Raw genomic sequence first — 25,407 nt, 5'->3', positions numbered from 1 at the left:
GACGGAGGGGGCGACCCGCGTCGTGCGTCAGCCGTCGAGGTCCTCGACGTCCCGGAAGCCGGTGCGCTCCGAGCGCAGCGCCCGGTTGGCGAACCACGTCACGGCCCACAGCACGACGCCGATGACGAGGAGGGCGCCGCCGATGCGGTACTGGATGTACTGCTCCGGCAGCCGCGCCCAGGGACCGACGAGGTAGAGGCACGCGATGGTGCCGACCACGGGGAGCACGGTCGGCACGCGGAAGGCGCCCTCGGGCGTCGGGTCGCGGCGCAGGATGAGCACGCAGACGTTGACGACCGCGAACACGGCCAGGAGCAGCAGGGCCGTCGTGCCGCCGAGCGCCGGGACGACGGTGCCCTTGCCGTCGGGGTCGGACAGGCGCACGTAGCAGATGAGCCCGATCGCCACCGCCGTCGTGAAGACGATGGCCACCCACGGGGTGCGGCGGCTCGGGAGCACGTGGCCGAGCGAGCGCGGCAGCACGCCCTGCTTCGCCATGCCGTAGACGAGGCGGCTCGCCATCAGCATGTTGATGAGCGCCGTGTTGACGACCGCGAAGACCGTGAGGAACGGGAAGATCGTGTCGACCGGGATGCCCGGGGCCCCGATCTTGACCACGTCGAGCAGGATGCCGGCCTCGCTGGTCGGCGTGGAGATGTCGTCGAGCGGGATGACGAGCACGACGGTGATCGCGACCAGGACGTAGAGCAGCGCGCAGAAGCCGAGCCCGGTGAGCATGACGCGCGGGAAGACCTTGAGCGGGTTCTTGGTCTCCTCGACCATGTTGACCGAGTCCTCGAACCCGACCATGGCGAAGAACGCGATGGCGGTCGCGACAGTCACGGCCGCGAAGAGGTTGCGGTCGTCGCTCGACTCGAACACCGTGATGCGGCCGACGTCGCCCTCGCCCGAGGCGGCGGTCCAGATGCCGATGGTGATGACGATGGCGAGCGCCACGATGGTCACGACCGTCATGACGACGTTGAGCTTCACGCTCTCGCTGACGCCCCGGATGTTGACGAGGGCCAGGAGCACGACGATGGCCAGCGCGGTCAGGAGCGTCGCGACGTTGCCGGTCGGGACGCCGCCGACCACGCGGTCGAGCCCGACGAGGAGGTTGCCGGCGACCAGGTTGGACGAGGTCGCCGCGCTGGTGATGCCCGAGCACATCACGGTGAAGGCGACGATGAAGGTCACGAAGTGCATGCCGAACGCCTTGTGGACGTAGAGCGCCGCACCGGAGGCCTCCGGGTACTTCGTCACCATCTCCAGGTAGGAGCACGCCGTCACGGTCGCGATGGCGAAGGCGACGAGGAACGGCAGCCAGGCCACCCCGCCCACCTGACCGGCCACGCTCCCGGTGATCGCGAAGATGCCGGCGCCGACGATGTCGCCGATGATGAAGAGGAGCAGCAGCCCCGGGCCCATCACCCGCTTCAGCTCGGGCTCCCCCTGCTCCGCTGCCTGTCCCGTCGCTGCGGTCGTGCCTGGTTCCGCCATCGCCTGGTCCTCCGTCCGGCTCACCCGAGCGCCCGGCGGACCGACGTCGTCGTCGGCCCCGTGGCGCTCCACTCTGCCCCCGCGTGGAGGCCACGTCCACCGACGCGCCGCCGAGCAGCGCCCTTCCCCGCCGACGCCCGGTTCACGCCTGCCCGCGCCGTCGACCTGCCGTCAGGTCCAGCGGTCGAGACCGCGGCGGGCCTCGTCCCGCTCGGCGCGGGCGGTGTCGACGGCCTCGCGCTGCTCGTCGCGGGACTCCTCCGCGTCAGCGAGCTGGTCCTCCACCCGCGCCTGCCGGGTCTCGGCCTCGGCGAGCCGCGTGCGGAGCTCCTCCACCCGGGCCCCCGCCTGGAGCGACCGGGCCTCGAGGTCCTCGACCTCCTCCTCGATCTCCTCCAGCTCCGCCTCGGCGACGCCGAGCGCCTCCTCGGCTGCCGCGAGGGCCTCCTCCGCCTCCTGCCGGCGCCGGTCGTCCGCCTCCGCGTCGTCGGGCACGACCCGCAGCGCCGGGCCGTCCGCCCCTGCGGCGCCCGCGGCGTCGGCGGACCCGTCGACCGGTACGGCGACGTGCCCGGTCGCACCCGGGACGGCGAGGGCCGCGTCGACGTCCACGGGGTCGAGGCCCGCGGGCCTCAGGGCGGTCACCAGCAGTCCCGTCCGGACGGCCTCCCCCGCCCCGGCGTCCAGCATCGCCGCGGTCAGCGTCGCCTCGACCTGCTCCGCGACCGACTCGCTCACCTTCGTGCCGAGCTGCCGACCGAGCGCGCGGGCACGGGTGGTGACCGTGGCCGTCAGCTGGCGGCGCTGCTTCGTGAAGGCGCGGAGGTCGTCCGCAGACAGCGTGTCCTGAGCGGCACGCAGGGCGGCGCCCACCTGGAGCAGCTCGTCGACGCGACCCGGCTCGTGGCGGACCAGCTGGTCGACCAACCACGCGGCGACGGAGGGTCGGCGGAGCGCCTTGACGGCGGACGCCAACGCGGCGTCCTCACCCTTGAGCGCCTTGGCCCGGGCGTCGCGGGCGGGAGTGAAGTCGCCGGGCGCGAGGGCGTAGAGGGCGTCGGCCTCCGCGAGGAGGGTCGCGTCGGGAGCCGCGGCGTCCGCCACCGGCTCAGGCGCTCTCGCGGTCGTCGTCCGGGCCGTCGAGGTCGTCCAGCCCCTGCGCGATCGCCCACCGCGTCAGCTCGACCCGGTTGTGCAGCTGCAGCTTGCGCAGCGTGTTCTGCACGTGGTTCTGCACCGTGCGGTGCGACAGCACGAGCCGCTCGGCGATCTGCTTGTAGGACATGCCCTTCGCGACGTACCGGAGGATCTCCGTCTCCCGCTCCGTCAGCCGCGGCGTGCCGTCGTCCTCCGTCGCGCCGCTGGACATGCGCCGGAACTCCCCGAGCACGAGCCCGGCGAGGCCGGGCGTGAAGACCGTGTCGCCCGCGGCGACGCGCCGGACGGCCTCGATCAGCTCCTCGCGCGACGCCGACTTCACGAGGTAGCCGGTCGCACCCGCCTTCACCGCCGCCAGCACGTCACCCTGCTCCCCCGACGCCGACAGGATGAGCACGCGCGAGGAGGGGTCGTGCGCGAGCACCGCGGCCGTCACCTCGTCGCCCGCCGGGGCCGGGATCTGCAGGTCGAGCACCACGACCTGGGGCCGGGCCGCCTTGAACCGGTTGATGGCGTCGGTGCCGTTCGCGGCGACCGCCACGACCTCGAACCCCGCTGCCGCCAGGTCGCGCTCGACGGCGTCGCGCCACATCGGGTGGTCGTCGACCACCATCACGCGGATGCCGCTGCTCTCGCTGCTCACGTCGTCCTCCCCCGCTCCTCGATCGGTCGACGACAGCCTGCCACGAGCAGGTCGGCGACCGCGCGCGTCAGTCCCCGTCGGTCCCGTCGGTCCCGTCGGTCCCGTCGGTCCCGTCGGGCCCGTGGGCCCAGAACGCGACGGCCATGTCCACCGGGCGCCCACCGTCGCGGCGTCGCGGTCGCAGCGGGGTCCCCTCCGCGACGTACGCCGCCAGCGCCTCCTCGTGGAGGTGCGGCGGGAGCGTGCCGTCGGCGCGCACGCAGCGCCACCAGCAGACGCCCGCCCCGTCGCGCGAGAGCACCCGCGCGACCCGCCGGGGCCCGCCCCCGACGAGGTCGGCGATCGCGCCGTACGTCGTCACGCGGCCCCGCGGGACCCCCTCGACCGCGCGGAGCACGAGCTCGGTGTGGTCGAGGACCGGGCCCTGCGGGCCGGTGTCGGGGTCGGGGTCGGCAGCCATGCGCCCATCATGCAGCGGGGGGACCGCCGCCGACCGCCCTGCCGGGGTACGACGAAAGTGCGCGCCGGAAAAGGAAAACGCGGACCGAGAGGCCCCGCCGATCGGCGTGTCGCGGGTCTCGGTCCGCGTTTTCTTTCTCCCAGCCCGGAGCCGGTCCGCGTTTTCCTCCAGCGCGTCCGGATCCGGCCGACGACTCAGGCCTCGGGGCTCAGAGCCCGAGGCCGCCGTTGAACTCCTCGGTGCCCGGCACGAGCTGCAGGCCGTCGATGCCCGCGTGCTCCTGGGCGTAGGCCAGCTCGCTCGCGAGGTCGCCCACGCCGTTCGACAGCGGGACCGGGGCGAGGGCGAGCGTGGACAGGGTGCCCAGCGCGTTGCCGTCGGCGTCGAGGAACCCGGAGCCGGAGTCGCCGGGGACGCCCGGGGTGAGAGTGTAGACGGAGTGCGACCAGCCGTTGCCCGTCTCCCCGAGGCTGACGCCGAACTTGGGCGACAGCACCTCCACGCCGCCGCGCAGGCTCGAGTTGCCGAACGAGAACACCTGCGAGCCCGGCGACGTGCCGGTCGTGGACAGCGCCACGGGGCCGCCGAAGAAGGGCACGGACGGGTTCACGTCGCCGGTGTCCGCGGCGTCGACCTTCACGAGGGCGAAGTCGTTGTAGGCGCAGGTGTCGGCGTCGGTCTCGCCGACGGCGTCCATGGCGAGCCAGCTGGAGTAGACGAGGGTGCCGCCCCCCACCCGCGTGCCCTCGGTCAGGAGCGTGCCGCCCTCGACGAAGTCGACGCGGGTGCCGAGCGGGAGGGATCCGGCCTCGCAGCCGTCGGTGTCGGTCGCCTCACCGGTGCCGGCGCAGTGCGCGGCGTAGCCGACGTAGGTCGAGCCCGCGGTGTCGGTGAACACGAAGTTGCCCGTGCACTGGCCACCCTCGGTGTACATCTGCACACCCGGGTGGATGGTCGCGGTGGCGGCGTCCGCCCACGTCGTGCGGGGGGCTGCCGAGGCGGGCGCGGAGGACGCGGCGACGACGAGCGAGGCGGCGAGGGCGCCCGAGAACAGTCCGACGGCGGCCTGGCGGGCGGTGGGGAGGGGGGTCCGAGAGAGGGTCATGCGGTGATGAACGACACACCCCCGCACAGGGTTACGCGCGGGTAGCCCCGGAGGGCCACCCGCGCGTCCCCGTCGAGCCGTGCGTCAGTACGCCGGCTGGCTCGGGTCGATCTGGTTGACCCACGCGACGACACCGCCGCCGACGTGGACGGAGTCGTCGTAGCCGGCGCCCTTGAGGACCGCGAGGGCCTCGGCCGAGCGCACGCCCGACTTGCAGTGCAGGACGACCTGGGTGCCCGAGTCCACCGACGGCAGCTGCTCGAGCGCCGAGCCGTTGAGGAAGTCGCCCTTGGGGATGAGCACGGAGCCGGGGATGCGGTTGATCTCGAACTCGTTGGGCTCGCGCACGTCGACGAGCACGAAGTCGCGGCTGCCCTCCTCGCGCTCCTTGAGCATGTGCTCGAGCTGCACGACGGAGATGGTCGAGCCCGCGGCGGCGTCGGCCGCCTCCTCGGAGACCGCGCCGCAGAACGCGTCGTAGTCGATGAGACCCGTGACGGTCGGGTTCTCGCCGCACAGGGCGCACTTCGGGTCCTTGCGGACGCGGAGCTTGCGGTACTCCATCTCCAGCGCGTCGTAGATCATCAGCTTGCCGACGATGGGCTCACCGGCACCGGTGAGCACCTTGATGGCCTCGTTGACCTGGATCGAGCCGATCGAGGCGCAGAGCACGCCGAGCACGCCGCCCTCGGCGCACGACGGCACCATGCCCGGCGGCGGGGGCTCGGGGTAGAGGCAGCGGTAGCAGGGCGCGTCGGCCGACTCGCCGTTCTCGTCGACCGCGTGCGGCCAGAAGACCGACGCCTGGCCGTCGAAGCGGTAGATCGAGCCCCACACGTACGGGATCTTCAGGAAGTACGCCGCGTCGTTGACCATGTAGCGGGTCGCGAAGTTGTCCGTGCCGTCGACGATCAGGTCCCAGCCCTCGAAGACCGAGAGGACGTTGTCGTTGTCGAGGCGCTCCTCGTAGACGACCACGTCCACCAGCGGGTTGATCTCCTGCACCGACTCCTTGGCCGAGACCGCCTTGGGGCGGCCCACGTCGGACTGGCCGTGGATGATCTGGCGCTGCAGGTTGGACTCGTCCACCTCGTCGAACTCGACGATGCCCAGCGTGCCGACCCCGGCCGCGGCCAGGTACATCAGCGCCGGGCTGCCGAGGCCGCCGGCACCGATGACCAGCACCTTCGCGTTCTTGAGTCGCTTCTGCCCGGTCATGCCCACGTCGGGGATGATCAGGTGGCGGCTGTAGCGGCGGACCTCGTCGACGGTCAGCTCGTCGGCCGGCTCCACGAGTGCTGGGAAGGACACGGGTACTCCTCGTCCGGGTGGTGCTTCTGGGTGGGGAACCGACCGGAGGCTGGGCGACCGGTCGGACATCGGGCGTCGATCGGGCAACACCGGGTGCGTCGCCCATGTTCCCGCGCGGCCCCGGCAGCGCCGTACCGCTGTCCGTCATCCGGACCGCGCCGACCCGGTACGGCGCGCCGCGGGGCGGCGCAGACCCCAGGTGACCGGGCGGTAGGCTCGGCGCCCGCAGCGCAGCGCAGGACGACGAGGAGACAGGCACGTGGGCATCGGAGACTTCGCACTCGGGGGCGGGAGCGCTCGGCCCCGCGGGAATCGGCTCCCCCGCAAGGAGCGCCGCGCACAGCTGCTCGAGTCCGCGCTCGAGGTGTTCGTCGCCCAGGGCTACCACGCAGCGGCCATGGACGACATCGCCGAGCGCGCGGGCGTCTCGAAGCCCGTGCTTTACCAGCACTTCCCGGGCAAGCTCGACCTCTACCTGGCGCTCCTCGACGAGTCCTGCTCGACGGTGATCGCGAGCTGCCGCGAGGCCCTCGCCTCGACCCCCGACAACAAGCTCCGCGTCGCCGCGACGGTCAAGGCGTTCTACGACTACGTCGCCCACGACACCGGCGCGTTCCGCCTCGTGTTCGAGTCGGACCTCACCAGCGAGCCCGCCGTGCGCGCCCAGATCGAGCGGGTCACCGCCGACACCGCCGACCTCGTCGCCGAGGTGATCGCCGACGACACCGGCCTGCCGGCCGAGGCCGCCAAGCTGCTCGCGGTGTCGCTCGTGGGAATGGCGCAGGTCAGCGCGCGGTTCTGGCTCGCGGAGGCGCAGGGCATCTCGCTGGACGACGCGGTCGCCCTCGTCTCCGGCCTGGCCTGGCGCGGCATCCGGGGCTACCCGAAGTCCGACGAGGCCCACGCCGCCGAGGCCGGGTCCGCCGGCTGAGGCAGCACCCGGTAGAACGGTCGCAGACCCACGGGATCCGCACGGATCCACCCGAGCCCCAGGAGGAACCTCGCATGGAGATCAAGATCGGCATCCAGCACGCACCCCGCGAGCTCGTCCTCGACACGGACCTGGACGCGGAGGGCGTCACGGCGCTCGTCACCGGCGGCTCCGACGTCCTGACGTTCACGGACACCAAGGGCCGCACGGTGCTCGTCCCGTCGGCCAAGCTGGCGTACGTCGAGATCGGCACCCCGAGCGTCGGCACCGTCGGCTTCCGCGGCTGACGCCCCACCCGAGACACGGAACGCCCGGCCTCCCGCTCACGCGGGGGCCGGGCGTTCGTCGTACGGCGGGGGTACGGCGGGGGTGCGGCGCGCTAGTGCGCGAGCCCCAGCGTCGTCATGCGCGCGGCGTGCCGCTCCGTCATGCGCGAGAACATCTTGCCCACGGCCACGAGGTCGAGGCCCGGGCGGTCGACGCCGCCGGCGATGAGGGCGGCGAGGGCGTCCCGCTCGGCGGCGACGCGCTGGGCCTGGGTGAGGGCCTCCCCCATGAGCCGTCGGCCCCAGAGCGCGAGACGACCCGACAGCTGACGGTCGACCGCGAAGGCGGCGCGCAGGCGCTCGACGACGAAGTCGGCGTGGCCCGTGTCGCCGAGCGTCGCGATGACGAGGTCACGCGTCTCCGGGTCCAGGAACGCCGCGATCTCGCGGTAGAAGTCGTGGGCGATGCCGTCGCCGACGTACGCCTTCACGAGCCCCTCCCACCAGTCGGAGGGCGCCGTGTGCCGGTGGAAGTCCTCGATCGGCTTGCGGAACGGGGTCATGGCCTCGAACGGGTCGGCACCGAGCTCCTCCAGCCGCCGCCGCAACGCCGCGACCTGGTCGAGCTGGCCCGCGGCGAGGGTCGCGAGCGCCACCTTGTCCTCCAGGCCCGGGGCGAGCTTCGCGTCCTCCGCGAGCCGCTCGAACGCGGAGATCTCGCCGTAGGCGATGGCGCCGAGGAGGTCCACCACGGCCGCCCGGTAGGCGGGGTCGTCCATCGCGCTCGACGCCTCGGAGAGGTCCGCCGTGGCGCTTCCCGTCGGGGAGTCGGTCATGGGGCGCAGCCTAGGGGATACACTGGCGTGCGCCGAGCGCAGCCCGCGCTCGCCTCTGCGGCGGAGGAACGACTCCGCCGGTATGTGCGTGGCAGACCTTCCTCGCCTCCCGCCCGATCGACCGCGGCCCCTGGGGCCCGACCGCGTCGGAGCGCCTCGAACGGGTCGGCCACACCGATCGATCATGAAAGCGACGAGACACTGACCACCACGTTCCGCACGCTCGGCGTGCACCCGCAGATCTGCGACGCGCTCGAGCGCGCCGGCATCACCACCCCCTTCGCCATCCAGGAGATGACCCTGTCGGTCGCCCTGGCCGGCACCGACCTCATCGGCCAGGCCCGCACCGGCACCGGCAAGACGCTCGCCTTCGGCATCCCGGTGCTGCAGCGCTCCGTCGGCCCGGAGGACGACGGCTACGACGCCCTGCCCGCCGGCAAGCCCCAGGCCCTGGTCGTCGCGCCGACGCGCGAGCTCGCGCTCCAGGTCTCCAACGACCTCAAGCTCGCCGGCTCCGACCGCGGCATCCGCGTGCTGACCGTCTACGGCGGCGTCGGCTACGAGCCGCAGCTCGAGGCCCTCGAGGCCGGTGTCGAGGTCGTCGTCGGCACGCCGGGCCGCCTCCTCGACCTCGCCAACAAGCGGGCGCTCGACCTCTCGCACGTGCGCAGCCTCGTGCTCGACGAGGCCGACGAGATGCTCGACCTGGGCTTCCTGCCCGACGTCGAGAAGCTGCTGTCGAAGACGCCCTCGTCGCGCCAGACGATGCTCTTCTCGGCGACCATGCCGTCGGCGATCGTGGCCCTGGCGCGCATGCACATGCGCTCCCCCATGAACATCCGCGCGGAGTCGTCCTACGAGAACGCGACGGTCCCGGCGACGGCGCAGCACGTCTACCAGGCCCACGACCTCGACAAGCCGGAGATCATCGGCCGCATCCTGCAGGCCGACGACGCCGACAAGATCATCGTCTTCACGCGCACGAAGCGCCAGGCGCAGCGTGTCGCCGACGACCTCGAGGAGCGCGGCTTCGCCGCGTCCGCCCTCCATGGGGACATGGCCCAGGCCGCCCGCGAGAAGGCGCTCGCCAAGTTCCGCGAGAACAAGCTGCGCGTGCTGGTCGCGACCGACGTCGCCGCCCGCGGCATCGACGTGGCCGGCGTCAGCCACGTCATCAACCACACGTGCCCCGAGGACGACAAGACCTACGTCCACCGCATCGGCCGCACCGGCCGGGCCGGTGCCTCCGGCGTGGCGGTCACGTTCGTCGACTGGGCCGACGTGACGCGGTGGAAGGTCATCAACAAGACCCTCGACCTGCCGTTCGACGAGCCGGTGGAGACGTACTCGACGTCGCCGCACCTCTACACCGAGCTGTCCATCCCCGAGGGCACCAAGGGCCGCATCGCCCCCGAGAAGCCCCGCGAGCCCCGTGAGTCGTCGCGGTCCTCGCGCGAGCCCCGCGAGAAGCGCGACGGCGACCGCCCGTCGCGCAACCGCGACCGGACCCGCACGCGCACCCGCAGCGGCGAGCGCCTCGAGGGTGCCGCCTCCCCCACCGCCGCGGCGGTCGAGACGACCGCGGTCGTCGAGGGCGACGGACCGGCCGAGGGCGAGCCGCGCACCGACGGCGCCTCGCGCAACCGCCGTCGCCGCCGTCGCTCGCGCGGCGGTGCGGGTCGTTCCGCCGAGGGCGCCGGCAGCGGCGCCGAGGCCACGGCCGACGCCCCGGCGGCCTCCGCCGGCGCCGAGGGCTGACCCCGCGTCGTACCGCACCTGCTGACGTCCCGCGGACGTCATGCGAACCGGAGGTCCCGATCGCCGGCGCGCATGACGTCCGCGGTGGCGTTTCGGGGCGTCTCCGGTGCCGTTGCGGAGACCGTACCCGGCGTCAGCGTCGAGCGCGCTCCACGAGCGCGGCGGCGACCTCCCGGTACGCCGCGGCGCCCTTCGTCGAGTTCGCGGTCGCGAGGATCGAGCGGCCCTTGGCCGGGGCCTCGGCGAACCGGATGGTCTTCGGGATCGGCGGCGAGAACACCTCCAGCTCGAACGTGCCGGGGATCGACTCCAGCACCGCCCGGGCGTGGGAGGAGCGGCCGTCGTAGAGCGTCGGCAGCACGCCCCACACCGCGAGGCGGCGGTTCGTGAACCGCTTGACGTCGTGGACGGTGTCGAGCAGCTGCGAGACCCCCCGGTGCGACAGCGTCTCGCACTGGAGCGGGATGACGACGCCGTCGGCGGCGGTCAGGGCCGCGACGGTGAGCACGCCCAGCGACGGCGGGCAGTCGAGCAGCACCCAGTCGTGCTCGACCTCGTCGTCCGAGAGCTGCTCGAGAGCAGCCTTGAGCACGTGCTCGCGCCCGGTGCGCGTGAGCAGCTCGGCCTCGGCCCGCGCCAGCTCGATGGTGGCGGGCAGCAGGTCGACGTCGTCCTCGGTGCGGACGATCACCTCCCGGGCGTCGAGGCCCTGGGTGAGCACCTGGTGCACCGAGAGCTCGAGGTCCTCGGGATCGACGCCCAACGAGAACGTCAGCGAGCCCTGCGGGTCGAGGTCGACGACGAGGACGCGCTGACCCAGCTCGGCGAGCGCCGCGCCGAGGGAGGCGACGGACGTGGTCTTCGCGACGCCGCCCTTCTGGTTCGCGATCGCGAGAACGGTGCCCATGGCGCCCCATCATGCACGAGGAGCACCCCCGGACGGAGGTGACGGGCATCATGGCCCCATGAGCGCCCCTGCCTCCCCCTCCCACCCGGGCCCCCGTCCCGTCGCCCTCGTCACCGGCGGCACCGCCGGCATCGGCGCCGGCTACGCCGAGCGGCTCGCCGCCGGCGGGTTCGACCTGGTGCTCGTCGCCCGCGACGCGGACCGGCTCGCCGAGGTCGCCTGGAGCATCCGGGAGCGCCACGGCGTCGCGGTGGAGACGATCGCCGCCGACCTCGTCGACCGCGCCGACCTCGACCGCGTGGCGGCGCGGCTGGCCGACCCCGGCCGTCCCGTGGAGTGGCTGGTCAACAACGCCGGCTTCGGGCTGAAGGGACGGTTCCTCGACAACGACCTCGAGGCCGAGCAGGCGATGCTCGACGTGCTGGTGACGGCGGTCCTGCGGCTCACCCACGCGGCCCTCGGCCCCATGGTCGAGCGCGGCTCCGGCACCGTCGTCAACGTCTCGAGCGTCGCGGCGTTCCTCCCCCGGGGCACGTACGGCGCGGCGAAGGCCTGGGTGAACCGCTTCGGCCTGTGGGCGGCGCAGGAGTACGGACCCGCCGGCGTGCGGGTCACGACCGTCTGCCCGGGCTTCGTGCGCACGGAGTTCCACGGGCGGATGGGGGTCGAGCGCACGTCGGCCCCGAAGGCGCTGTGGCTCGAGGTGGACGACGTCGTCGACGCGACGTTCGACGCGGTGGAGTCGGGACGGGCGCTCGTGGTGCCCTCGCGGCGCTACCAGGTGCTCGTCGGGGCGGCCCGGCTCGTGCCCTCCGGCCTGCTGCAGCGCGCACAGCGGCTGGGGCGGCAGTAGCTCCCCGTCGTGTAACGCGGTGTCCGTGCTACACCGGCGGGTGGGGCCAGATCATCGCCGGCACGTCCCGTCCGGCCGCCCGGGCTGCGGCAGCCGCGGCGTCGAGGAGGCGCTCGAGCTCGTCGGGCGCCGTCAGGTTGCACCCCAGGTCGTGGTCGACCTTCCCGTGCCCGTGGTAGTCGCTCGACCCCGTCACGACCAGGCCGAGGGACCGGGCGATCTCGCGCAGCTCCGCGCGGGAGGCGGCGTCGTGGTCCTGGTGGTCGACCTCGATGCCGACCAGCCCGAGGTCGGCGAGGTGGGCGAGGCCGTCGTGGTCGAGCACGCCGGGGTCGTGGCGGCCCCACGGGTGGGCGACGACGCCGACCCCGCCGGCGGCCCGGAGCGCGGCCAGCATGGTCTCGAGGTCCCCCGCGGCGCGGCTGGCGTAAGCGACGCGGCCCGGGCTCAGGTAGCGGTCGAACGCCTCGCCCCGGGACGCGACGTACCCCTTCGCGACCAGGGCGTCCGCCACGTGGGGGCGCCCGACGGCGGCGGTGGGCCCGGCCAGGCGTCGTACCCCCTCGACGGTCACGTCGAGACCGAGGTCGCGGAGCCGCGCCACCATCGCCGGCACCCGCGCGTCGCGGCCGTCGAGCACCGACCGCAGCTCGGCGAGGAGCCCGGGGTGGGTCGGGTCCGGCAGGTAACCGAGCAGGTGCACCCCGCGCCCGCGGAACCGCGTGCTGATCTCCATGCCCCGCAGCAGGCCGATGCCCGCGGCCCGCGCCGCTGCGGCCGCCTCGTCCCAGCCCACGCTCGTGTCGTGGTCCGTGATCGCCACGACGTCGAGACCGGCGGCGACGGCCGCGCGCACGAGCTCCGACGGCGTGTCGGTGCCGTCGCTCATGCAGGTGTGGGCGTGCAGGTCGATGCGCACGGGGGCGACTCTAGGCCGCCGCGTCACCAGACCGGGCGCTCGCCCCCGAAGGGCAGCTCCACCAGCGGCGGGCCCACCCCCGACAGGTCCTGGAGGATCCAGTCGTCGCGGAGGAGGAGGATCGCGGACGCCGGGCGCAGCACCAGCCAGAGCCAGCGCCCCTCGGCCTCCCCCGCCACGACGGAGCGGTCGAACCGGTCGTCCGCACCGCTCGTCGACACGGTCCACAGCGGCACGGTCTGCTGGCCGATCCGCACGCGCACGTCCGGCGCGCCCCGGCCGACGTCGTCCCCGGGGTCCGGACCCGTCGTGCCCGCGCAGCGGGCACCGAGGCCGATGCCCGGTTCCTCCGCGACCACCATCACCTCGACCGGACCGTCGAGCGCGCTGACCCCGCTCGCGCAGGTCAGCGTGGCGCCGGGGCGCGGCTCCTCCTCGTCGCCCGTGATCTCGACGAGCGCGAAGTCGCTGACGTGCCAGGCCGGGCCGAGGGGCCACGGCAGGTAGGTGGGGAACCCCGGCGTACGCCGCAGGTGGTCCGCGAACGCGTCGTACGAGACCTCCGGGGGGCGCAGCAACGGCGCCGTCGGGCCGTGGACGTCACACGCCCACGTGCCCTCCCACTCGGTGACCGGCGACGTGCACCGGGGGCATCCCGCGACGAGCATGGGGCCTACCGTGCGGGTCGGGCCCGCAGGGCGTCAAGCGTTCCAGCGGCGCAGCACGCGCTGCTCGCGCTCGTGCCCCAGCTCCGTGAGACGGGCGGTGTCGAGGCGGAAGAGACGACCGTCGGCGATGTCCAGCCCGAGCCAGCGCGCCGTGAGCGCCCGGAGCAGGTGCCCGTGGGCGACCAGCAGCACCTCGGGGCCGAGGCCCTCGCCCGGCACGTCACCGCCCCGCTCGTCAGCAACCCGCTCGAGCGTCGCGACGGCGTCCGCGATGACCGCGTCGCACCGCGCGGCCACCTCGGCGGCGCGCTCGCCGCCCGGGACGGGCCCGTCCCAGATCGTCCACCCCGGCCGCTCCTCGCGGATCTCGACGGTGCGTCGGCCCTCGAGCTCGCCGTACGCCCACTCCACGAGACGATCGTCGACCTGCGCGTCGGCGAAGCCGATCAGCTCGGCGGTGCGGCGCGCGCGGAGGCGGGGGCTCACGCGGGCGGCCACGATGTCGAGCGACGCGAGCCGGGGCGCGAGGCTGCGGGCCTGCTCCTCGCCGGTCGCGGTCAGGGGGAGGTCCGTCACGGAGGTGTGCTTGCCCTCCCGGCTCCACGCGGTCTCACCGTGACGCACCAGAACGAGGCCCATGGGGAGCAGTGAACACCCCCGGCCCCCGGCCCCGTGCCGCCGGGGCTGCCGGGGCCTGTCAGGGGTACGGGGCAGGATGGAGCCCATGCTCTCGGGAGACACGACCACGCCCCGCCGCATCGCGGACACCTACGTCGCGGAGCTGGCGGTCCTCGACCCCCTCGTCAGCAGCAGCCTCGGGCTGCGCGAGCACGAGGACGGGCTGCCCGACCTCTCCCCCGACGGCGCGGCGGCCCAGGCCGATCTCGCGCGGCGCACGCTCGGGCTCCTGGACCGGTGCGACGCCGGTGGCGCCGTCGGCCTCGACGACCCGGTCGAGCGCCGGTGCGCGGCCCTGCTGCGCGACCGCCTCGGCGTGGTCGTCGAGGCCCACGACCGGGGCGAGCACCTGCGGACGGTGCGCAACATCTTCGGGCCGCCGCAGGCCGTGCGGAGCTCGTTCTCCCTGATGCCGACGGCCACGGACGACGACTGGGCGGCCATCGGGCGGCGGCTGGCGCGCGTGCCCGCGGCGTACGAGAGCTGGGCCGCCTCGCTCGACGAGGGCCGCCGGCGCGGGCTCCTCGCCGCCGAGCGCCAGGTCGCGACGGTGGTGGGGCAGCTCGACTCGTGGCTCGACGTCGGGGGCCGGTCCTGGTTCCACGACCTCGTGGCCGGCGGTCCGGCGGTGCTGCGGGCCGACCTCGAGCGCGGCGCCGACGCCGCGGCGCAGGGGGTCGCCTCGCTGCGGAGGTTCCTCGTCGACTCCTACCTCCCGGCGACCGCCGGGGTGCCCGACGCGGTCGGTGAGGACCGCTACCTGTTCTCCACGCGCCAGGTCGCGGGCGCGGCGATCGACCCCGCGGAGACCTACGCCTGGGGGTGGGAGGAGTTCCGGCGCATCGACGCCGAGATCCGCGCGCTGGCCGACGAGCTGGTGCCCGGCGCCGGTCCCGTCGCGGCGATGCGCCACCTGGACGAGCACGGCGCCGCCGTGGAGGGTGTCGAGGAGGTACGCGTCTGGCTGCAGCAGATGATGGACCGGGCCATCGACGACCTCGACGGCACCCACTTCGACATCGCCGCTCCCCTGCGGCGGGTCGAGGCGATGATCGCGCCGCCGGGCAGCGCTGCGGCGCCCTACTACACGCGGCCGTCCCTGGGCTTCGCCCGTCCGGGGCGCACGTGGCTGCCGACGCTCGGGCGCACCCGGTTCCCGGTCTACGACCTGGTGAGCACCTGGTACCACGAGGGCGTCCCCGGTCACCACCTGCAGCTGGCCCAGTGGGTGCACCGCGCCGACGACCTGTCCACCTTCCAGGTGTCGGTCGGGTCCACGAGCGGGGCCACCGAGGGCTGGGCGCTCTACGCGGAGCGGCTCATGGACGAGCTCGGCTTCCTCGGCCCCGAGGAGCGCATCGGCTACCTCGACGCCCAGCTCATGCGCGCCGTCCGGGTCGTCATCGACCTGGGCATGCATCTCGGCCTCCAGGCCCCGGCCGACTCGCCCGTCGCGCCGGGCGAGGTCTGGACGCCCGAGACCGCGCGGGCCTTCTTCAACGCGCACACGGGTCGCTCGGCCGACTTCGTCGACTCCGAGATCGTGCGCTACCTCGGCTGGCCGGGCCAGGCCATCAGCTACAAGCTGGGCGAGCGCTCGTGGCTCGCCGGCCGCGCCACGGCGCGCGCCCGCCACGGCGAGGCGTTCGACCTCAAGGCGTGGCACATGGCGGCGCTCGGCCTCGGCGCGCTCGGGCTCGACGACCTCGAGACGGAGCTCGGCGCGCTCTGAGGCGCGGCGGCGAGAGTCACAGGAGTTGACAACTTTCCCCGGTCGACCGGGGAAAGTGCCGCTTCGACCATCAAGTTTGATGGTCGAAGCGGCGTGTTCCCCGGTCGACCGGGGAAAGTGTCGGCCCCCCTCAACCCCAACGCACGGGTACGCCGTGGGGTGAGGCGGTGCCGAGGTCGCGCTCGTCGCGGCCGGTGCCCCACGCCGCCCGCAGCGTCACCGTGAACGGCCGGTCCTCGCCTCGGGGCCGCGGCTCGAGGGCCAGGTGCACGAACGGCGCGTCCGGCGTCGCGGCGTCGAGCAGGTCCGCGATCCGCTGCTCGACCCGCGCGGCCGTGCCCGACGGCAGGTACTGCTGGACGACCGCCTGCCACAGGACCGTCGTCGTGCCGTCGACCAGCTCGATGCGCGAGGCGAGGTCGGCGGCGTCGGTCGCCTCGACCGTCGCCGGCACCGCCGCAGCGAGCGCGAGCGCTGCGCGCAGCCGCTCCCAGCGCTCCGGCTGGTCGGGCCAGGTGTACGCCGCGAGCGTGGTGCGTCCCTCCGTCGTGGTCGGGTCGACCGGGGCCAGGTCGCCGCCGCGGCGGAGCACCACCCGGAGGTCGGGCCAGGGACGGAGGAGGTCGAGCTGCCCCGTCCAGGCGTCCTCGAGCACGACCCGGGCGTCCGTCGGTCCGACGGCCAGGCGCTGGGGGCCGTCCGTCCCCGTGCAGCGCACGTGGTCGGGCCGCAGCAGGAGCCCACCGCTGGCCCCGATCTCGTGCAGGCGCACCGGCAGGCGACAGGCGTCGGGCAGGTGGAGCAGCCCGCCGAGGAGCGCCGCGACGCGGCCGACCTCGTTGGTCTGCGGCGGCCGCTCGAGCCCGGCGCGCACCGCGTCGGGCTCCGTCGCGAGGAGGTCCCGGAACGCCGCCCACCCCGCCTCGTCCGCCCAGGTCCCTCCGACGGACGGGTAGAAGGTGGCGAGCACCCCGGCCCGCCGCTCGAGCACCCGGCGGTGGACGGCGCCCAACAGGCGCAGCGCGAGCGCGTCGGGACCACCGAGGTGGAGGTGGCCGGCCAGCACGTCGGCCGCCGGCCCACCCACGTCCAGGTCGTCGGCGAGCCGGGCGCAGAGCGCGGCGTACATCGGCGAGCCGAGCGCGGCGCAGGCCGCCCCCTGCTGCCGGATCGCCGCGGACGGCGTCACGGCGCTCACCGGGAAGCGGGCCCGCGCGTCAGCGCGGGACGAACGCCCAGTAGTCGAGGTCGAGCAGCACGCCGGCCGCGTGCTTGCCGTCCTCCCCGCGCAGCGTCATCGACTCGTCGCGACCCTTCGTCGCGACGAGGCGCAGGCGCAGCGCGCCCACGCCGGGCGCCGCGGTCTCCGCCTTGTCGAGCACCTCGGACCACGCGTAGACCGTGTCGCCCGCGAAGGCCGGCGCCGTGTGCGCGCCCGCGTTGATCGCCGCGACGAGCTGCGCGTTGGCGAGGCCGTTGAAGGAGAGCGCCCGGGCGAGCGAGATGACGTGACCGCCGTAGACCAGGCGCCGGCCGTCGGGCCGTGCCTCCGTGTTGAAGTGCACCTTCGCCGTGTTCTGCCACAGGCGGGTGGCCATCATGTGCTCGGCCTCGGTCAGGGTGACGCCGTCGACGTGGTCGATGCGCTCGCCCACCTCGTAGTCGGCCCACCGGTGCGGCTCGCCCGCCGCCGCCGTGTCGTAGCCGGTGAAGTCGAGCCCGTCGGGCACGACGAGGTCCTCGGCGGCGACGTACGGCGCGAGCTCGGGCACGACCGCCTCCGGCGCCGGCGACTCGGGGTCGCGCTTGTGGACCATCACCCAGCGGGCCCAGTCGAGCGCCACCCGGCCCTCCTGGTCGGTGGCCGTGGAGCGCACGTAGACGACGCCGCTGCGACCGTTGGAGTTCTGCTTGAGGCCGATGACCTCCGAGCGCGTGCGCAGCGTGTCGCCGGGGTGCACGGGACGGTGGAAGCGGCACTCGGCGTAGCCCAGGTTGGCGACCGCGTTGAGCGACACGTCGGGCACGGTCTTGCCGAAGGCGACGTGGAACGCGACGAGCTCCTCGACCGGGTGGCGCGCCAGGCCGACCGACGCGGCGAACGCGGCCGAGGACGGCACCGCGAACCGCGTGGGGTAGATCGCGCCGTACAGCGCCCGGTCGCCCTCCGTGATCGTGCGGGGCGTGGCGTGCTCGAGCACCTGCCCGACGTGGAAGTCCTCGAAGAAGTTGCCAGGGTTGGTCTTCGCCATGCGGGTCATCATGACGGACCGGCAGCCCCTGTGGACCACGAGGGGCAGGACCGTCGGAGCCGTGGTCCATCATGGGACGGCGGCCCGGACGAGGGCGGGCCGGGGAGGAGCACGGAGCGCGTGGCGAGGTATCCGCAGGTCGGCGAGGCGTTCGGCCCCTACGAGGTGACCGGCGTGATCGGCCAGGGCGGCATGGGCGTCGTGTTCGCGGCGCGGCAGCGCGGCCTCGACCGCACGGTCGCCCTCAAGGTCCTCGCGCCCCACCTGGCGCGGCAGGAGGACTACCGCGGTCGCTTCATACGCGAGGCCGGGGCGCTCGCGCGGCTCGACTCCCCCCACGTCATCCACGTCTACGACCACGGCGAGATCGAGGGGTGCCTCTACCTGGCGACGCAGTACGTCGCGGGGGGCGACCTCGGGCGCCTCCTCGGCAGCCACGGGGCGCTGCCCGCCCGTGCGGCCCTCACCATCGCCGCCCAGGTCGCCGAGGCGCTCGAGGACGCGCACCGGGTGGGGATCGTGCACCGCGACGTCAAGCCCTCCAACATCCTCCTGCGCGCGGGCGGGTCCGAGCCGTTCTCCTACCTCTGCGACTTCGGCATCGCCCAGGAGGAGCGGGCGGAGCTGACCGCGACCGGGGCCGTCGCCGGCACGGTGGCCTACCTCGCGCCCGAGCGGTGCCGCGGCGAGGACGCGACCCCCGCGACGGACGTCTACGCGCTCGGCTGCGTGCTCGTCGCGGCGCTGACGGGTCACGCGCCGTACCGGGGCAGCGACGTCGAGGTCGGCGTGCAGCACCTGCAGGCCCCGGTGCCCCAGCTGCCCGGCAGCGACCAGGGCACCGCGGCGCTCAACCAGGTGCTGCGCCGCGCCCTCGCCAAGGACCCCGCCGACCGGCACGGCAGCGCGGCCGCTCTGCGGGACGACCTCCGCCACGCGCTCGACGCGACGACGCACCGCGACGCGAACCTGAGCGTCCCCGCCCGTCCGCTGCCGGGGCGGCCCGGTGCCCCCGGCCCGCACACCGGCCCGCACACCGGCCCGCACACCGGCCCGCACACCGGGCCGCACACCGGCCCGCACACCGGGCCGCACACCGGGCCGCAGACAGGCCCGCGCACCGGGTCCGGCACCGGGTTCGGCCACGGGCTGCCCCCGGGCGGTGGGCAGCAGCCGGGCGGCCGTGCGCGGGCGCTCCCCTGGGTCGCCGCCGCGCTCGTCGGCGTCGTGCTCGTCGCGGCCACCGTCGTCGGCGCCCTCGTGATGGGCCGCGACGACCCGACGGACGAGAGCAGCGGGGACAGCTCGTCGGAGCCCACCGAGCCCACCGAGCCCGCGGGTTCCGCGTCCGACCCGACCTCCGACCCGACCGCGGCCCCCACCACGGAGGAGACCTCGGACGACCCGCTCGGCGGCAGCACCGCGACGGGCACGACGTTCCCGGCCGCGGCGACGGCGCCGCCGGCGACGGGCGAGGTCGTGACGACGGACGCCCTGACCTACCGCGCGCCCGAGGGCTGGGAGCCCTACGACCACCGGTCCGCCTCCATCACCTCGGCGATGGTAGCCACGGTGCCGACCCGCGGCTTCAGCCACAACATCAACACCGTCGAGGAGGCGGTGCCGCGCAGCACGACGCTCAACCAGGTCGGCATCGGGATGATGACCAGCCTGCAGCAGCTCGGCGCGGAGGACATCGAGGCCCACGGGATCTACGCGCTCGACGGCGTCGATGCCGTCTACCAGTCGGCGACCCTGCTGGCGGCCGGCGACGTGCCCTACCGGGTCCACCAGTTCGTCGCGCTGAAGGACGGGATGGCCCACACCCTGACCTTCAGCCAGTCGGTCGACACGCCGGAGGACGAGGCGGCCGCCGAGATCGGGTCCATCCTGGCGACGTTCGGCTGGCTCTGACCGCCGCGGTCGCCGATCCGCTGCTCACGACGCGTTTCTGGGCGTGTCCCCGGTGGGATAGGTTCGTTCGGCACTGCAAGGACCCGCAGGCCGCAGAGCAGCATCGAGTCGGTGAGGAGGCCGCGTGGCGAAGTTCCCCCAGGTGGGTGACGATTTCGGCGCCTACCGGATCACCGACCAGATCGGCCAGGGCGGCATGGGCGTGGTGTACGCCGCGGAGCAGTCCGGCCTCGGCCGCACGGTGGCGCTCAAGGTGCTCTCGCCGCAGTACGCCGCGCAGGACGACTACCACGAGCGCTTCGTGCGCGAGGCGTCGACGCTGGCACGCCTGGACTCGGTGCACGTCATCCACATCTACGACCACGGCGAGCAGGACGGCTGCCTCTACATCGCGATGCAGAACGTCCGCGGGGGCGACCTGGGGCAGGCCATCAAGGCCCAGGGCGGGCTCCCGGTGCGCGAGGCGGCGACGGTGGTGGCCCAGACGGCGGGGGCGCTCCACGACGCCCACGCGGCCGGCGTCATCCACCGCGACGTGAAGCCGAGCAACGTGCTGCTGCGCGACTCGAGCGACGACCTGCACGCCTACCTGTGCGACTTCGGCATCGCCCAGGGCGACCAGCCCGGGCTCACCGTGGCCGGTTCCGTCGCCGGCACGATGGGCTACATGGCGCCGGAGCGCTGCCGTGGCGAGGTCGCCTCGCCGGCGAGCGACATCTACGCGCTCGGCTGCGTGCTCTGGACGACGCTCGCGGGTCGGCCCCCGTTCGCGGGCACCGACGTGGAGGTGGGGCTCGCGCACCTCAACGAGCCCGTGCCGCAGTTCCAGGAGACGGACCCCCTGGCGCGGATGGTCAACGCCGTCCTGCGGCGCTCCATGGCCAAGGACCCGGCCGCCCGCTACCCCGACGCCGCCGCGATGCGCCGCGACCTGCGTGCGGTCGCCGACCGGGCGCGCACCCGCGACGAGCTGCGCCTCGTCCCGGACCGCGGCGGTGCCGCCGGGCCGGGTGGCGCCGCCGGTTCGGGCGGCACGGGCGGGTCCCACCCCTCCTCGTCGGGCCACAGCGCCGGCTCCAGCCCGAACCGCCGCACGCCCCCGCCCTACCGCGGGGACGCCGCCTCGGCCGGGTCCAGCGCCGGACTGCCCGCGCGGCCCGGTGCGCCGCGGCCGGGCGGTGCGCGGAAGGCGCCCCCGCCGTACGCGCCCCCCGGAGGGGCGAACAGCCGCGGGTCCAGCCCGTCGAACCCCGCCACCCCGTTGCCGCGGCCCGCGCCGCGCCCGGGCGGCTCGAGCCCGTCGAACCCGTCGACGCCGTCCCGCCCCTCGAACCCGGCGCGTCCGGGGCCGCCGCCCCTGCACGGGCCGGGCGGACGCCCGAACCCGCCGGCGTCCTCGGGTGGTCCGTCGGGTGGTCCGTCGGGGCAGGCGATCGCCGCGCTGGCGGTCGCGGCGGCAGCCGTGCTGGTGCTGCTGATCGTGGTGCTGCTGACCGTCTGACGGCGCGGCGTCCGGCGCCGCCCCGGAGCGGTAGCGTTGACCCGTGAGCTCCCCGACCCCGCGCGTGTACGCCGCCCGCCTGCTCGGCCTGCCGGTCTTCGACCCGCAGGGCGAACAGGTGGGCAAGGTGCGCGACCTCGTGGTGGTGCTCCGCAGCGACGGCGGTGCGCCCCGCGTCGTGGGCCTGGTGACCGAGGTGTTCGGTCGGCGTCGCGTCTTCCTCCCGATGACCCGCGTGCTGGCCATCGAGACCGACCACGTCGCCACCACCGGGCTGCTCAACGTGCGCCGCTTCGAGCAGCGCCCGACGGAGATCCTCGTCATCGCGCAGATGCTCGACAGCCGGGTGACCCTGCGCCACTCGGACGTGGCGGGCGTCGTCTTCGACATCGCCGTCGAGCAGGGCCGCACCCGGGACTGGTTCGTCAGCCGCGTGGCCGTGCAGGAGGCCGCCCGCGGCTTCCGGCGGCGCGGCCAGACGCACGTGGTGGAGTGGGGCGAGGTCGAGGGACTGGGCCGGAAGGACGAGGCGCAGGGCGCCACCCAGCTCCTGGCGGCGCTCGCCGAGATGCGCCCCGCCGACGCCGCCCGCATGGTGCACGACCTCCCCGACGAGCGACGCCGCTCCGTCGTGCTCGCCCTCGACGACGAGCGCCTGGCCGAGCTCCTCGAGGAGATGCCCGAGGAGGACCAGGTCGAGATCGTCGAGCAGCTCGGCTCCGAGCGTGCGGCCGACGTGCTCGAGGAGATGTCGCCGGACGACGCCGCCGACCTCATCGCCGACCTTCCGGCCGACACCGCTGCCCAGCTCCTGTCCCTCATGGAGCCGGAGGAGGCTGCCGACGTACGGCGCATGATGGCCTACGCCGAGGAGACGGCCGGCGGCATGATGACGCCCGAGCCGGTCATCCTCTCCCCCGACGCCACCGTCGCCGACGCCCTGGCCCACGTGCGCAACGAGGACATCACGCCGTCGCTGGCGGCCCTCGTGTTCGTGTGCCGTCCGCCGCTGGAGACCCCCACGGGCCGCCTCCTCGGCGCCGCGCACATCCAACGGCTGCTCCGCGAGCCCCCGTCGAGCCTCGCGGCGACGGCGATCGACAAGTCGCTCGACCCGCTGCGTCCGGACGCCACCATGGACGAGGTGGCGGCGCACCTCGCGACGTACAACCTGGTCGCGGCGCCGGTCACCGACGACCAGGGGCGCCTGCTCGGGGCCGTCACCGTCGACGACCTCCTCGACCACCTGCTGCCCGAGGACTGGCGCGAGCGCGCCGCCGAGCGCGCCGAGCGCCGGGAGGCCGGGGCATGAGCCAGCGCGACCGCGCCCGCCTCGACACGCCGCGCGACCCGCGTCGCTCGTTCGTGCGGCGGCGACGCAGCTACGACTCCGACTCGTTCGGGAGCTTCGCGGAGGACTTCGCCCGCTTCATGGGCACGGCGAAGTTCCTCGCCTACATGACGCTCTTCGTCGCCGTGTGGATCGTCTGGAACGTCGTCACGCCGACGAGCTGGCAGTTCGACCCGTTCCCCTACATCTTCCTGACGTTGATGCTCAGCCTGCAGGCCTCGTACGCCGCCCCGCTGATCCTGCTCGCCCAGAACCGCCAGGAGAACCGCGACAAGGTCGTGGCCGAGCAGGACCGCCGCGCGAACGCCCGGGCGCACGCCGACATGGAGTTCCTCGCACGCGAGGTCGCCTCGCTGCGGATGGCGGTCGGCGAGGTCGCCACCCGGGACTTCCTGCGCAGCGAGCTCCGGGGCCTCCTCGCCGAGCTGGAGGAGGCCCGCGACGAGCGGGACGGCGCCGGTGGCCGTGATCCGCGGGCCGAGCGGGACGCCCGGGAGGACCACACCGCTCGGCGCGCACCCGGCGACGGTTAGGCTGGCGTCCATGAGTGGCACCCCCACGGGCACGCCGAGCGTCGAGCAGGTCACGGCCGCGCTCGCCCGCGTGAACGACCCCGAGATCAAGCGACCGATCACCGAGCTCGGCATGGTGGACGACGTCGCGGTGTCACCGGAGGGGGCCGTGCACGTCAAGGTCCTCCTGACGGTGGCCGGCTGCCCGCTCAAGGACACGATCAACCGCGACGTCACCGCCGCGGTGGGCGGGCTCCCCGGGGTCTCCTCGGTCGAGGTCGAGCTGGGCGTGATGAACGCCGACCAGCGACAGGGCCTGCAGGAGACGCTCCGCGGCGGCCAGGCGCAGCGCGAGATCCCCTTCGCCCAGCCCGGTTCGCTGACGCGGGTGTTCGCGATCGCCAGCGGCAAGGGGGGTGTCGGCAAGTCGTCGGTCACCGTCAACCTGGCGCTCGCGATGGCGCAGCAGGGCCTCAAGGTCGGCGTCGTCGACGCCGACATCTACGGCCACTCCGTGCCGGCCATGCTGGGCGTCGCGGACGCGCGCCCCACCCAGGTCGACGACCTGATCATGCCCGTCCCCACCCCGTCGGGCGTCTCGGTGATCTCCATCGGCATGCTCAAGCCCCGTCGCGACCAGGTGGTCGCGTGGCGCGGGCCCATGCTCGACCGGGCGCTCGTGCAGATGCTCTCCGACGTCTACTGGGGCGACCTCGACGCGCTGCTGCTCGACCTGCCCCCGGGCACCGGCGACATCGCGATCTCGCTCGGCCAGCACCTGCCGAACGCCGAGGTCGTCGTCGTCACGACCCCGCAGGAGGCGGCCGCCGAGGTCGCCGAGCGCGCGGGCACGATGGCCTCGATGATGCACCAGCGCGTGGTCGGCGTCGTCGAGAACATGAGCTACTTCGTCAGCCCCGAGTCCGGCGAGAAGCTCGAGATCTTCGGCAGCGGCGGCGGTGACCGCGTGGCGGCGACGCTCTCCCAGCGGTTCGGCTACGACGTGCGCGTGCTCGGTCGCATCCCGCTCGACCCGTCGCTGCGCGAGGGCGGGGACGCGGGCAAGCCCATCGTCGAGTCCGACCCGACGACGCCGGCCGCGCAGCAGCTGCTCGCGATCGCCCAGGGACTGACGGGCCGCGGCCGCGGGCTCGCGGGGATGCAGCTCGGACTCACGCCGACCGCGAAGTTCTGACGTGTTCGGCATCGGCCTGCCCGAGCTCGCCGTCATCGGGCTCGTCGCGATGATGGTGCTCGGTCCCGACCGCCTCCCGCAGGTGGCGAAGCAGGCCGGCCAGATGGTGCGCCAGCTGCGCGGGTTCGCGCGCACGGCGCGCGACGACCTCCGCTCGGAGCTCGGACCGGAGTACGCCGACCTCGAGCTCCGCGACCTCGACCCCCGCACGATCGTGCGCAAGCACATCATGGAGGCGCTGGCCGAGGACGAGATGGACAAGCCGGTGCGCGACGGTCAGCGTCCACTGACGGCCGGCGAGGTCCCGCCGTACGACGCGGACGCGACCTGACCGACTCCTGGGCCGCCGCGGCCAGGCGGCGCCCGCACGCCGCCTAGGCGGGAGCCGACAGCCCGCTGCGCACGGCCGCGATCGCCGCCGTCGCGACGAGCACGCTCCGTCGCTCGCGACCGCCGCGGCCACCTCGCACGGCGACCTCCACGAAGTCGGCTCCCACGCGCCGTACGACGCACTCGTGGCGCGTGCCGGAGCGTTGGTGGAGCACGCACTCGGTCTCGGCGTCGGCGAGCCTGCGGAGCGCGGACCCCAGGCCCAGCCGCTGGACCGGTGACCAGGTGACCTCCGGGCGCGAGCGCTCCGAGGCGCCGCGGACGGCCTCGACGGCTGCGAGGGCCACGACCCAGTCCGCCGCCGCTGCCCGCACGAGGCACCACCCGTCGCCCGTGCGGCCGATCGTGCCCCGCACCGTGCCGACCCCCTCGACCTCGAACGACACCTCGGTGTCGGCGGACGCCACGATCCGGCTGGCCAACGTCACCGCGCGGTACTCCGCCCGGCTCCGGTCCCCCACCTCCAGCGTGCGCTCGCGGTCGTAGGCGGCCGTCGCCTCCTGCTCCAGCTCGTCGAAGAGGGCGAACAGGCGCGCGTCGGAGGTCACGGGATGAGCCTGCCAGCGC

General features: G+C 74.3%; 25 protein-coding genes. 11 read left to right on the top strand and 14 right to left on the bottom strand.

The window, feature by feature from the left end; genetic code table 11:
• Nucleotides 1–27: 27 nt before the first annotated feature.
• From G3T38_RS01735 to moeZ, 6 genes are all read right to left on the bottom strand, one after another.
• Entirely contained in the window at nucleotides 28–1,500 is a 1,473-nt protein-coding gene (locus G3T38_RS01735) for an APC family permease (protein WP_163770330.1), read from the bottom strand.
• A gap of 171 nt (nucleotides 1,501–1,671) precedes the next feature.
• Nucleotides 1,672–2,604 carry a hypothetical protein gene (locus G3T38_RS01730; protein WP_163770329.1) on the bottom strand — a complete coding sequence of 311 codons (933 nt, stop codon included), beginning with the start codon at nucleotides 2,602–2,604 and terminating at the stop codon, nucleotides 1,672–1,674.
• Nucleotides 2,605–2,608: 4 nt separating this feature from the next.
• Nucleotides 2,609–3,271, bottom strand: coding sequence for a response regulator (locus G3T38_RS01725; protein ID WP_163770649.1), 663 nt, complete (start codon nucleotides 3,269–3,271; stop codon nucleotides 2,609–2,611).
• Nucleotides 3,272–3,368: 97 nt separating this feature from the next.
• A complete protein-coding gene (locus tag G3T38_RS01720) occupies nucleotides 3,369–3,761 on the bottom strand; it encodes an MGMT family protein (protein ID WP_163770328.1) in 393 nt (130 codons plus the stop codon).
• A 208-nt stretch (nucleotides 3,762–3,969) separates the two neighbouring features.
• Entirely contained in the window at nucleotides 3,970–4,866 is an 897-nt protein-coding gene (locus tag G3T38_RS01715; protein ID WP_174267475.1) for a hypothetical protein, read from the bottom strand.
• Between the two features lie 84 nt (nucleotides 4,867–4,950).
• Nucleotides 4,951–6,177: an adenylyltransferase/sulfurtransferase MoeZ gene (gene moeZ, locus G3T38_RS01710; protein WP_163770327.1), complete on the bottom strand. Its 1,227-nt coding sequence runs from the start codon at nucleotides 6,175–6,177 to the stop codon at nucleotides 4,951–4,953.
• A 259-nt stretch (nucleotides 6,178–6,436) separates the two neighbouring features.
• On the opposite strand from moeZ, the gene G3T38_RS01705 reads away from it, so the two are divergent.
• Complete coding sequence (locus G3T38_RS01705; RefSeq protein WP_338037396.1) at nucleotides 6,437–7,108, top strand: TetR/AcrR family transcriptional regulator; 672 nt, start codon at nucleotides 6,437–6,439, stop codon at nucleotides 7,106–7,108.
• A gap of 74 nt (nucleotides 7,109–7,182) precedes the next feature.
• On the top strand, nucleotides 7,183–7,395 hold the full coding sequence (locus G3T38_RS01700; protein WP_163770326.1) for a DUF3107 domain-containing protein: 213 nt from the start codon (nucleotides 7,183–7,185) through the stop codon (nucleotides 7,393–7,395).
• Between the two features lie 92 nt (nucleotides 7,396–7,487).
• On the opposite strand, the gene G3T38_RS01695 is transcribed toward G3T38_RS01700, so the two are convergent.
• The gene (locus tag G3T38_RS01695; protein WP_163770325.1) at nucleotides 7,488–8,210 is read right to left on the bottom strand and encodes a ferritin-like fold-containing protein; all 723 of its coding nucleotides are present in this window, start codon (nucleotides 8,208–8,210) and stop codon (nucleotides 7,488–7,490) included.
• Between the two features lie 228 nt (nucleotides 8,211–8,438).
• Here G3T38_RS01695 and G3T38_RS01690 point away from each other — a divergent pair, with 228 nt between their 5' ends.
• Nucleotides 8,439–9,968, top strand: a complete 1,530-nt coding sequence (locus G3T38_RS01690; RefSeq protein ID WP_338037395.1) for a DEAD/DEAH box helicase — start codon at nucleotides 8,439–8,441, stop codon at nucleotides 9,966–9,968.
• A 133-nt stretch (nucleotides 9,969–10,101) separates the two neighbouring features.
• On the opposite strand, the gene G3T38_RS01685 is transcribed toward G3T38_RS01690, so the two are convergent.
• Nucleotides 10,102–10,875 (bottom strand): ParA family protein, encoded by a 774-nt coding sequence (locus G3T38_RS01685; protein ID WP_163770324.1) that lies wholly within the window; start codon nucleotides 10,873–10,875, stop codon nucleotides 10,102–10,104.
• Between the two features lie 58 nt (nucleotides 10,876–10,933).
• On the opposite strand from G3T38_RS01685, the gene G3T38_RS01680 reads away from it, so the two are divergent.
• Nucleotides 10,934–11,728: an SDR family NAD(P)-dependent oxidoreductase gene (locus G3T38_RS01680; RefSeq protein ID WP_163770323.1), complete on the top strand. Its 795-nt coding sequence runs from the start codon at nucleotides 10,934–10,936 to the stop codon at nucleotides 11,726–11,728.
• Between the two features lie 28 nt (nucleotides 11,729–11,756).
• On the opposite strand, the gene G3T38_RS01675 is transcribed toward G3T38_RS01680, so the two are convergent.
• The 3 genes from G3T38_RS01675 to G3T38_RS01665 are packed head-to-tail and all read right to left on the bottom strand — an operon-like array spanning nucleotide 11,757 to nucleotide 13,954.
• A complete protein-coding gene (locus tag G3T38_RS01675; RefSeq protein ID WP_163770322.1) occupies nucleotides 11,757–12,647 on the bottom strand; it encodes a PHP domain-containing protein in 891 nt (296 codons plus the stop codon).
• A gap of 23 nt (nucleotides 12,648–12,670) precedes the next feature.
• Complete coding sequence (locus G3T38_RS01670) at nucleotides 12,671–13,315, bottom strand: DUF6758 family protein (protein ID WP_163770321.1); 645 nt, start codon at nucleotides 13,313–13,315, stop codon at nucleotides 12,671–12,673.
• A gap of 33 nt (nucleotides 13,316–13,348) precedes the next feature.
• Complete coding sequence (locus G3T38_RS01665) at nucleotides 13,349–13,954, bottom strand: histidine phosphatase family protein (protein WP_163770320.1); 606 nt, start codon at nucleotides 13,952–13,954, stop codon at nucleotides 13,349–13,351.
• 85 nt (nucleotides 13,955–14,039) lie between these two features.
• Between G3T38_RS01665 and G3T38_RS01660 the strand changes: the two genes are divergently transcribed.
• Complete coding sequence (locus G3T38_RS01660) at nucleotides 14,040–15,725, top strand: DUF885 domain-containing protein (RefSeq protein ID WP_163770319.1); 1,686 nt, start codon at nucleotides 14,040–14,042, stop codon at nucleotides 15,723–15,725.
• Between the two features lie 130 nt (nucleotides 15,726–15,855).
• Here G3T38_RS01660 and G3T38_RS01655 read toward each other — a convergent pair whose 3' ends face one another.
• Both G3T38_RS01655 and G3T38_RS01650 read right to left on the bottom strand, forming a co-directional pair.
• Entirely contained in the window at nucleotides 15,856–16,914 is a 1,059-nt protein-coding gene (locus G3T38_RS01655; protein ID WP_163770318.1) for a DUF2332 family protein, read from the bottom strand.
• Nucleotides 16,915–16,942: 28 nt separating this feature from the next.
• Nucleotides 16,943–17,977, bottom strand: a complete 1,035-nt coding sequence (locus tag G3T38_RS01650; RefSeq protein WP_163770317.1) for a MaoC family dehydratase — start codon at nucleotides 17,975–17,977, stop codon at nucleotides 16,943–16,945.
• Between the two features lie 120 nt (nucleotides 17,978–18,097).
• Between G3T38_RS01650 and G3T38_RS01645 the strand changes: the two genes are divergently transcribed.
• The 6 genes from G3T38_RS01645 (at nucleotide 18,098) to G3T38_RS01620 (ending at nucleotide 24,781) form a co-directional block, all read left to right on the top strand.
• Nucleotides 18,098–19,891, top strand: a complete 1,794-nt coding sequence (locus G3T38_RS01645) for a protein kinase domain-containing protein (protein ID WP_163770316.1) — start codon at nucleotides 18,098–18,100, stop codon at nucleotides 19,889–19,891.
• 124 nt (nucleotides 19,892–20,015) lie between these two features.
• The gene (locus G3T38_RS01640) at nucleotides 20,016–21,392 is read left to right on the top strand and encodes a protein kinase domain-containing protein (protein ID WP_163770315.1); all 1,377 of its coding nucleotides are present in this window, start codon (nucleotides 20,016–20,018) and stop codon (nucleotides 21,390–21,392) included.
• Between the two features lie 43 nt (nucleotides 21,393–21,435).
• Nucleotides 21,436–22,704, top strand: coding sequence for a magnesium transporter MgtE N-terminal domain-containing protein (locus G3T38_RS01635; RefSeq protein ID WP_163770314.1), 1,269 nt, complete (start codon nucleotides 21,436–21,438; stop codon nucleotides 22,702–22,704).
• Nucleotides 22,701–23,276, top strand: coding sequence for a DUF1003 domain-containing protein (locus G3T38_RS01630; RefSeq protein WP_163770313.1), 576 nt, complete (start codon nucleotides 22,701–22,703; stop codon nucleotides 23,274–23,276). Before G3T38_RS01635 ends, G3T38_RS01630 begins: the two co-directional genes overlap by 4 nt.
• Nucleotides 23,277–23,286: 10 nt before the next feature.
• Nucleotides 23,287–24,450, top strand: a complete 1,164-nt coding sequence (locus tag G3T38_RS01625; RefSeq protein WP_163770312.1) for an Mrp/NBP35 family ATP-binding protein — start codon at nucleotides 23,287–23,289, stop codon at nucleotides 24,448–24,450.
• A gap of 1 nt (nucleotide 24,451) precedes the next feature.
• Complete coding sequence (locus tag G3T38_RS01620; RefSeq protein ID WP_163770311.1) at nucleotides 24,452–24,781, top strand: sec-independent translocase; 330 nt, start codon at nucleotides 24,452–24,454, stop codon at nucleotides 24,779–24,781.
• Between the two features lie 43 nt (nucleotides 24,782–24,824).
• On the opposite strand, the gene G3T38_RS01615 is transcribed toward G3T38_RS01620, so the two are convergent.
• Complete coding sequence (locus G3T38_RS01615) at nucleotides 24,825–25,388, bottom strand: hypothetical protein (RefSeq protein ID WP_163770310.1); 564 nt, start codon at nucleotides 25,386–25,388, stop codon at nucleotides 24,825–24,827.
• Nucleotides 25,389–25,407: the final 19 nt, after the last annotated feature.

Source organism: Nocardioides zeae (assembly GCF_010686755.1).
Classification (GTDB): domain Bacteria; phylum Actinomycetota; class Actinomycetes; order Propionibacteriales; family Nocardioidaceae; genus Nocardioides; species Nocardioides zeae.
Note: the sequence above shows the minus strand (reverse complement) of the source record. Positions and strands in the feature narration are given on the sequence as shown.

Bases quoted from the DNA above. Each gene is read 5' to 3' on its own strand.
- G3T38_RS01660 (WP_163770319.1), top strand. From the start codon at position 14,040: ATGCTCTCGGGAGACACGACCACGCCCCGCCGCATCGCGGACACCTAC.
- G3T38_RS01725 (WP_163770649.1), bottom strand. From the start codon at position 3,271: ATGGTGGTCGACGACCACCCGATGTGGCGCGACGCCGTCGAGCGCGAC.
- G3T38_RS01625 (WP_163770312.1), top strand. From the start codon at position 23,287: ATGAGTGGCACCCCCACGGGCACGCCGAGCGTCGAGCAGGTCACGGCC.
- G3T38_RS01650 (WP_163770317.1), bottom strand. From the start codon at position 17,977: ATGGCGAAGACCAACCCTGGCAACTTCTTCGAGGACTTCCACGTCGGG.
- G3T38_RS01630 (WP_163770313.1), top strand. From the start codon at position 22,701: ATGAGCCAGCGCGACCGCGCCCGCCTCGACACGCCGCGCGACCCGCGT.
- G3T38_RS01720 (WP_163770328.1), bottom strand. From the start codon at position 3,761: ATGGCTGCCGACCCCGACCCCGACACCGGCCCGCAGGGCCCGGTCCTC.
- G3T38_RS01735 (WP_163770330.1), bottom strand. From the start codon at position 1,500: ATGGCGGAACCAGGCACGACCGCAGCGACGGGACAGGCAGCGGAGCAG.
- G3T38_RS01670 (WP_163770321.1), bottom strand. From the start codon at position 13,315: ATGCTCGTCGCGGGATGCCCCCGGTGCACGTCGCCGGTCACCGAGTGG.
- G3T38_RS01680 (WP_163770323.1), top strand. From the start codon at position 10,934: ATGAGCGCCCCTGCCTCCCCCTCCCACCCGGGCCCCCGTCCCGTCGCC.
- G3T38_RS01665 (WP_163770320.1), bottom strand. From the start codon at position 13,954: ATGGGCCTCGTTCTGGTGCGTCACGGTGAGACCGCGTGGAGCCGGGAG.
- G3T38_RS01715 (WP_174267475.1), bottom strand. From the start codon at position 4,866: ATGACCCTCTCTCGGACCCCCCTCCCCACCGCCCGCCAGGCCGCCGTC.
- G3T38_RS01700 (WP_163770326.1), top strand. From the start codon at position 7,183: ATGGAGATCAAGATCGGCATCCAGCACGCACCCCGCGAGCTCGTCCTC.
- G3T38_RS01685 (WP_163770324.1), bottom strand. From the start codon at position 10,875: ATGGGCACCGTTCTCGCGATCGCGAACCAGAAGGGCGGCGTCGCGAAG.
- G3T38_RS01695 (WP_163770325.1), bottom strand. From the start codon at position 8,210: ATGACCGACTCCCCGACGGGAAGCGCCACGGCGGACCTCTCCGAGGCG.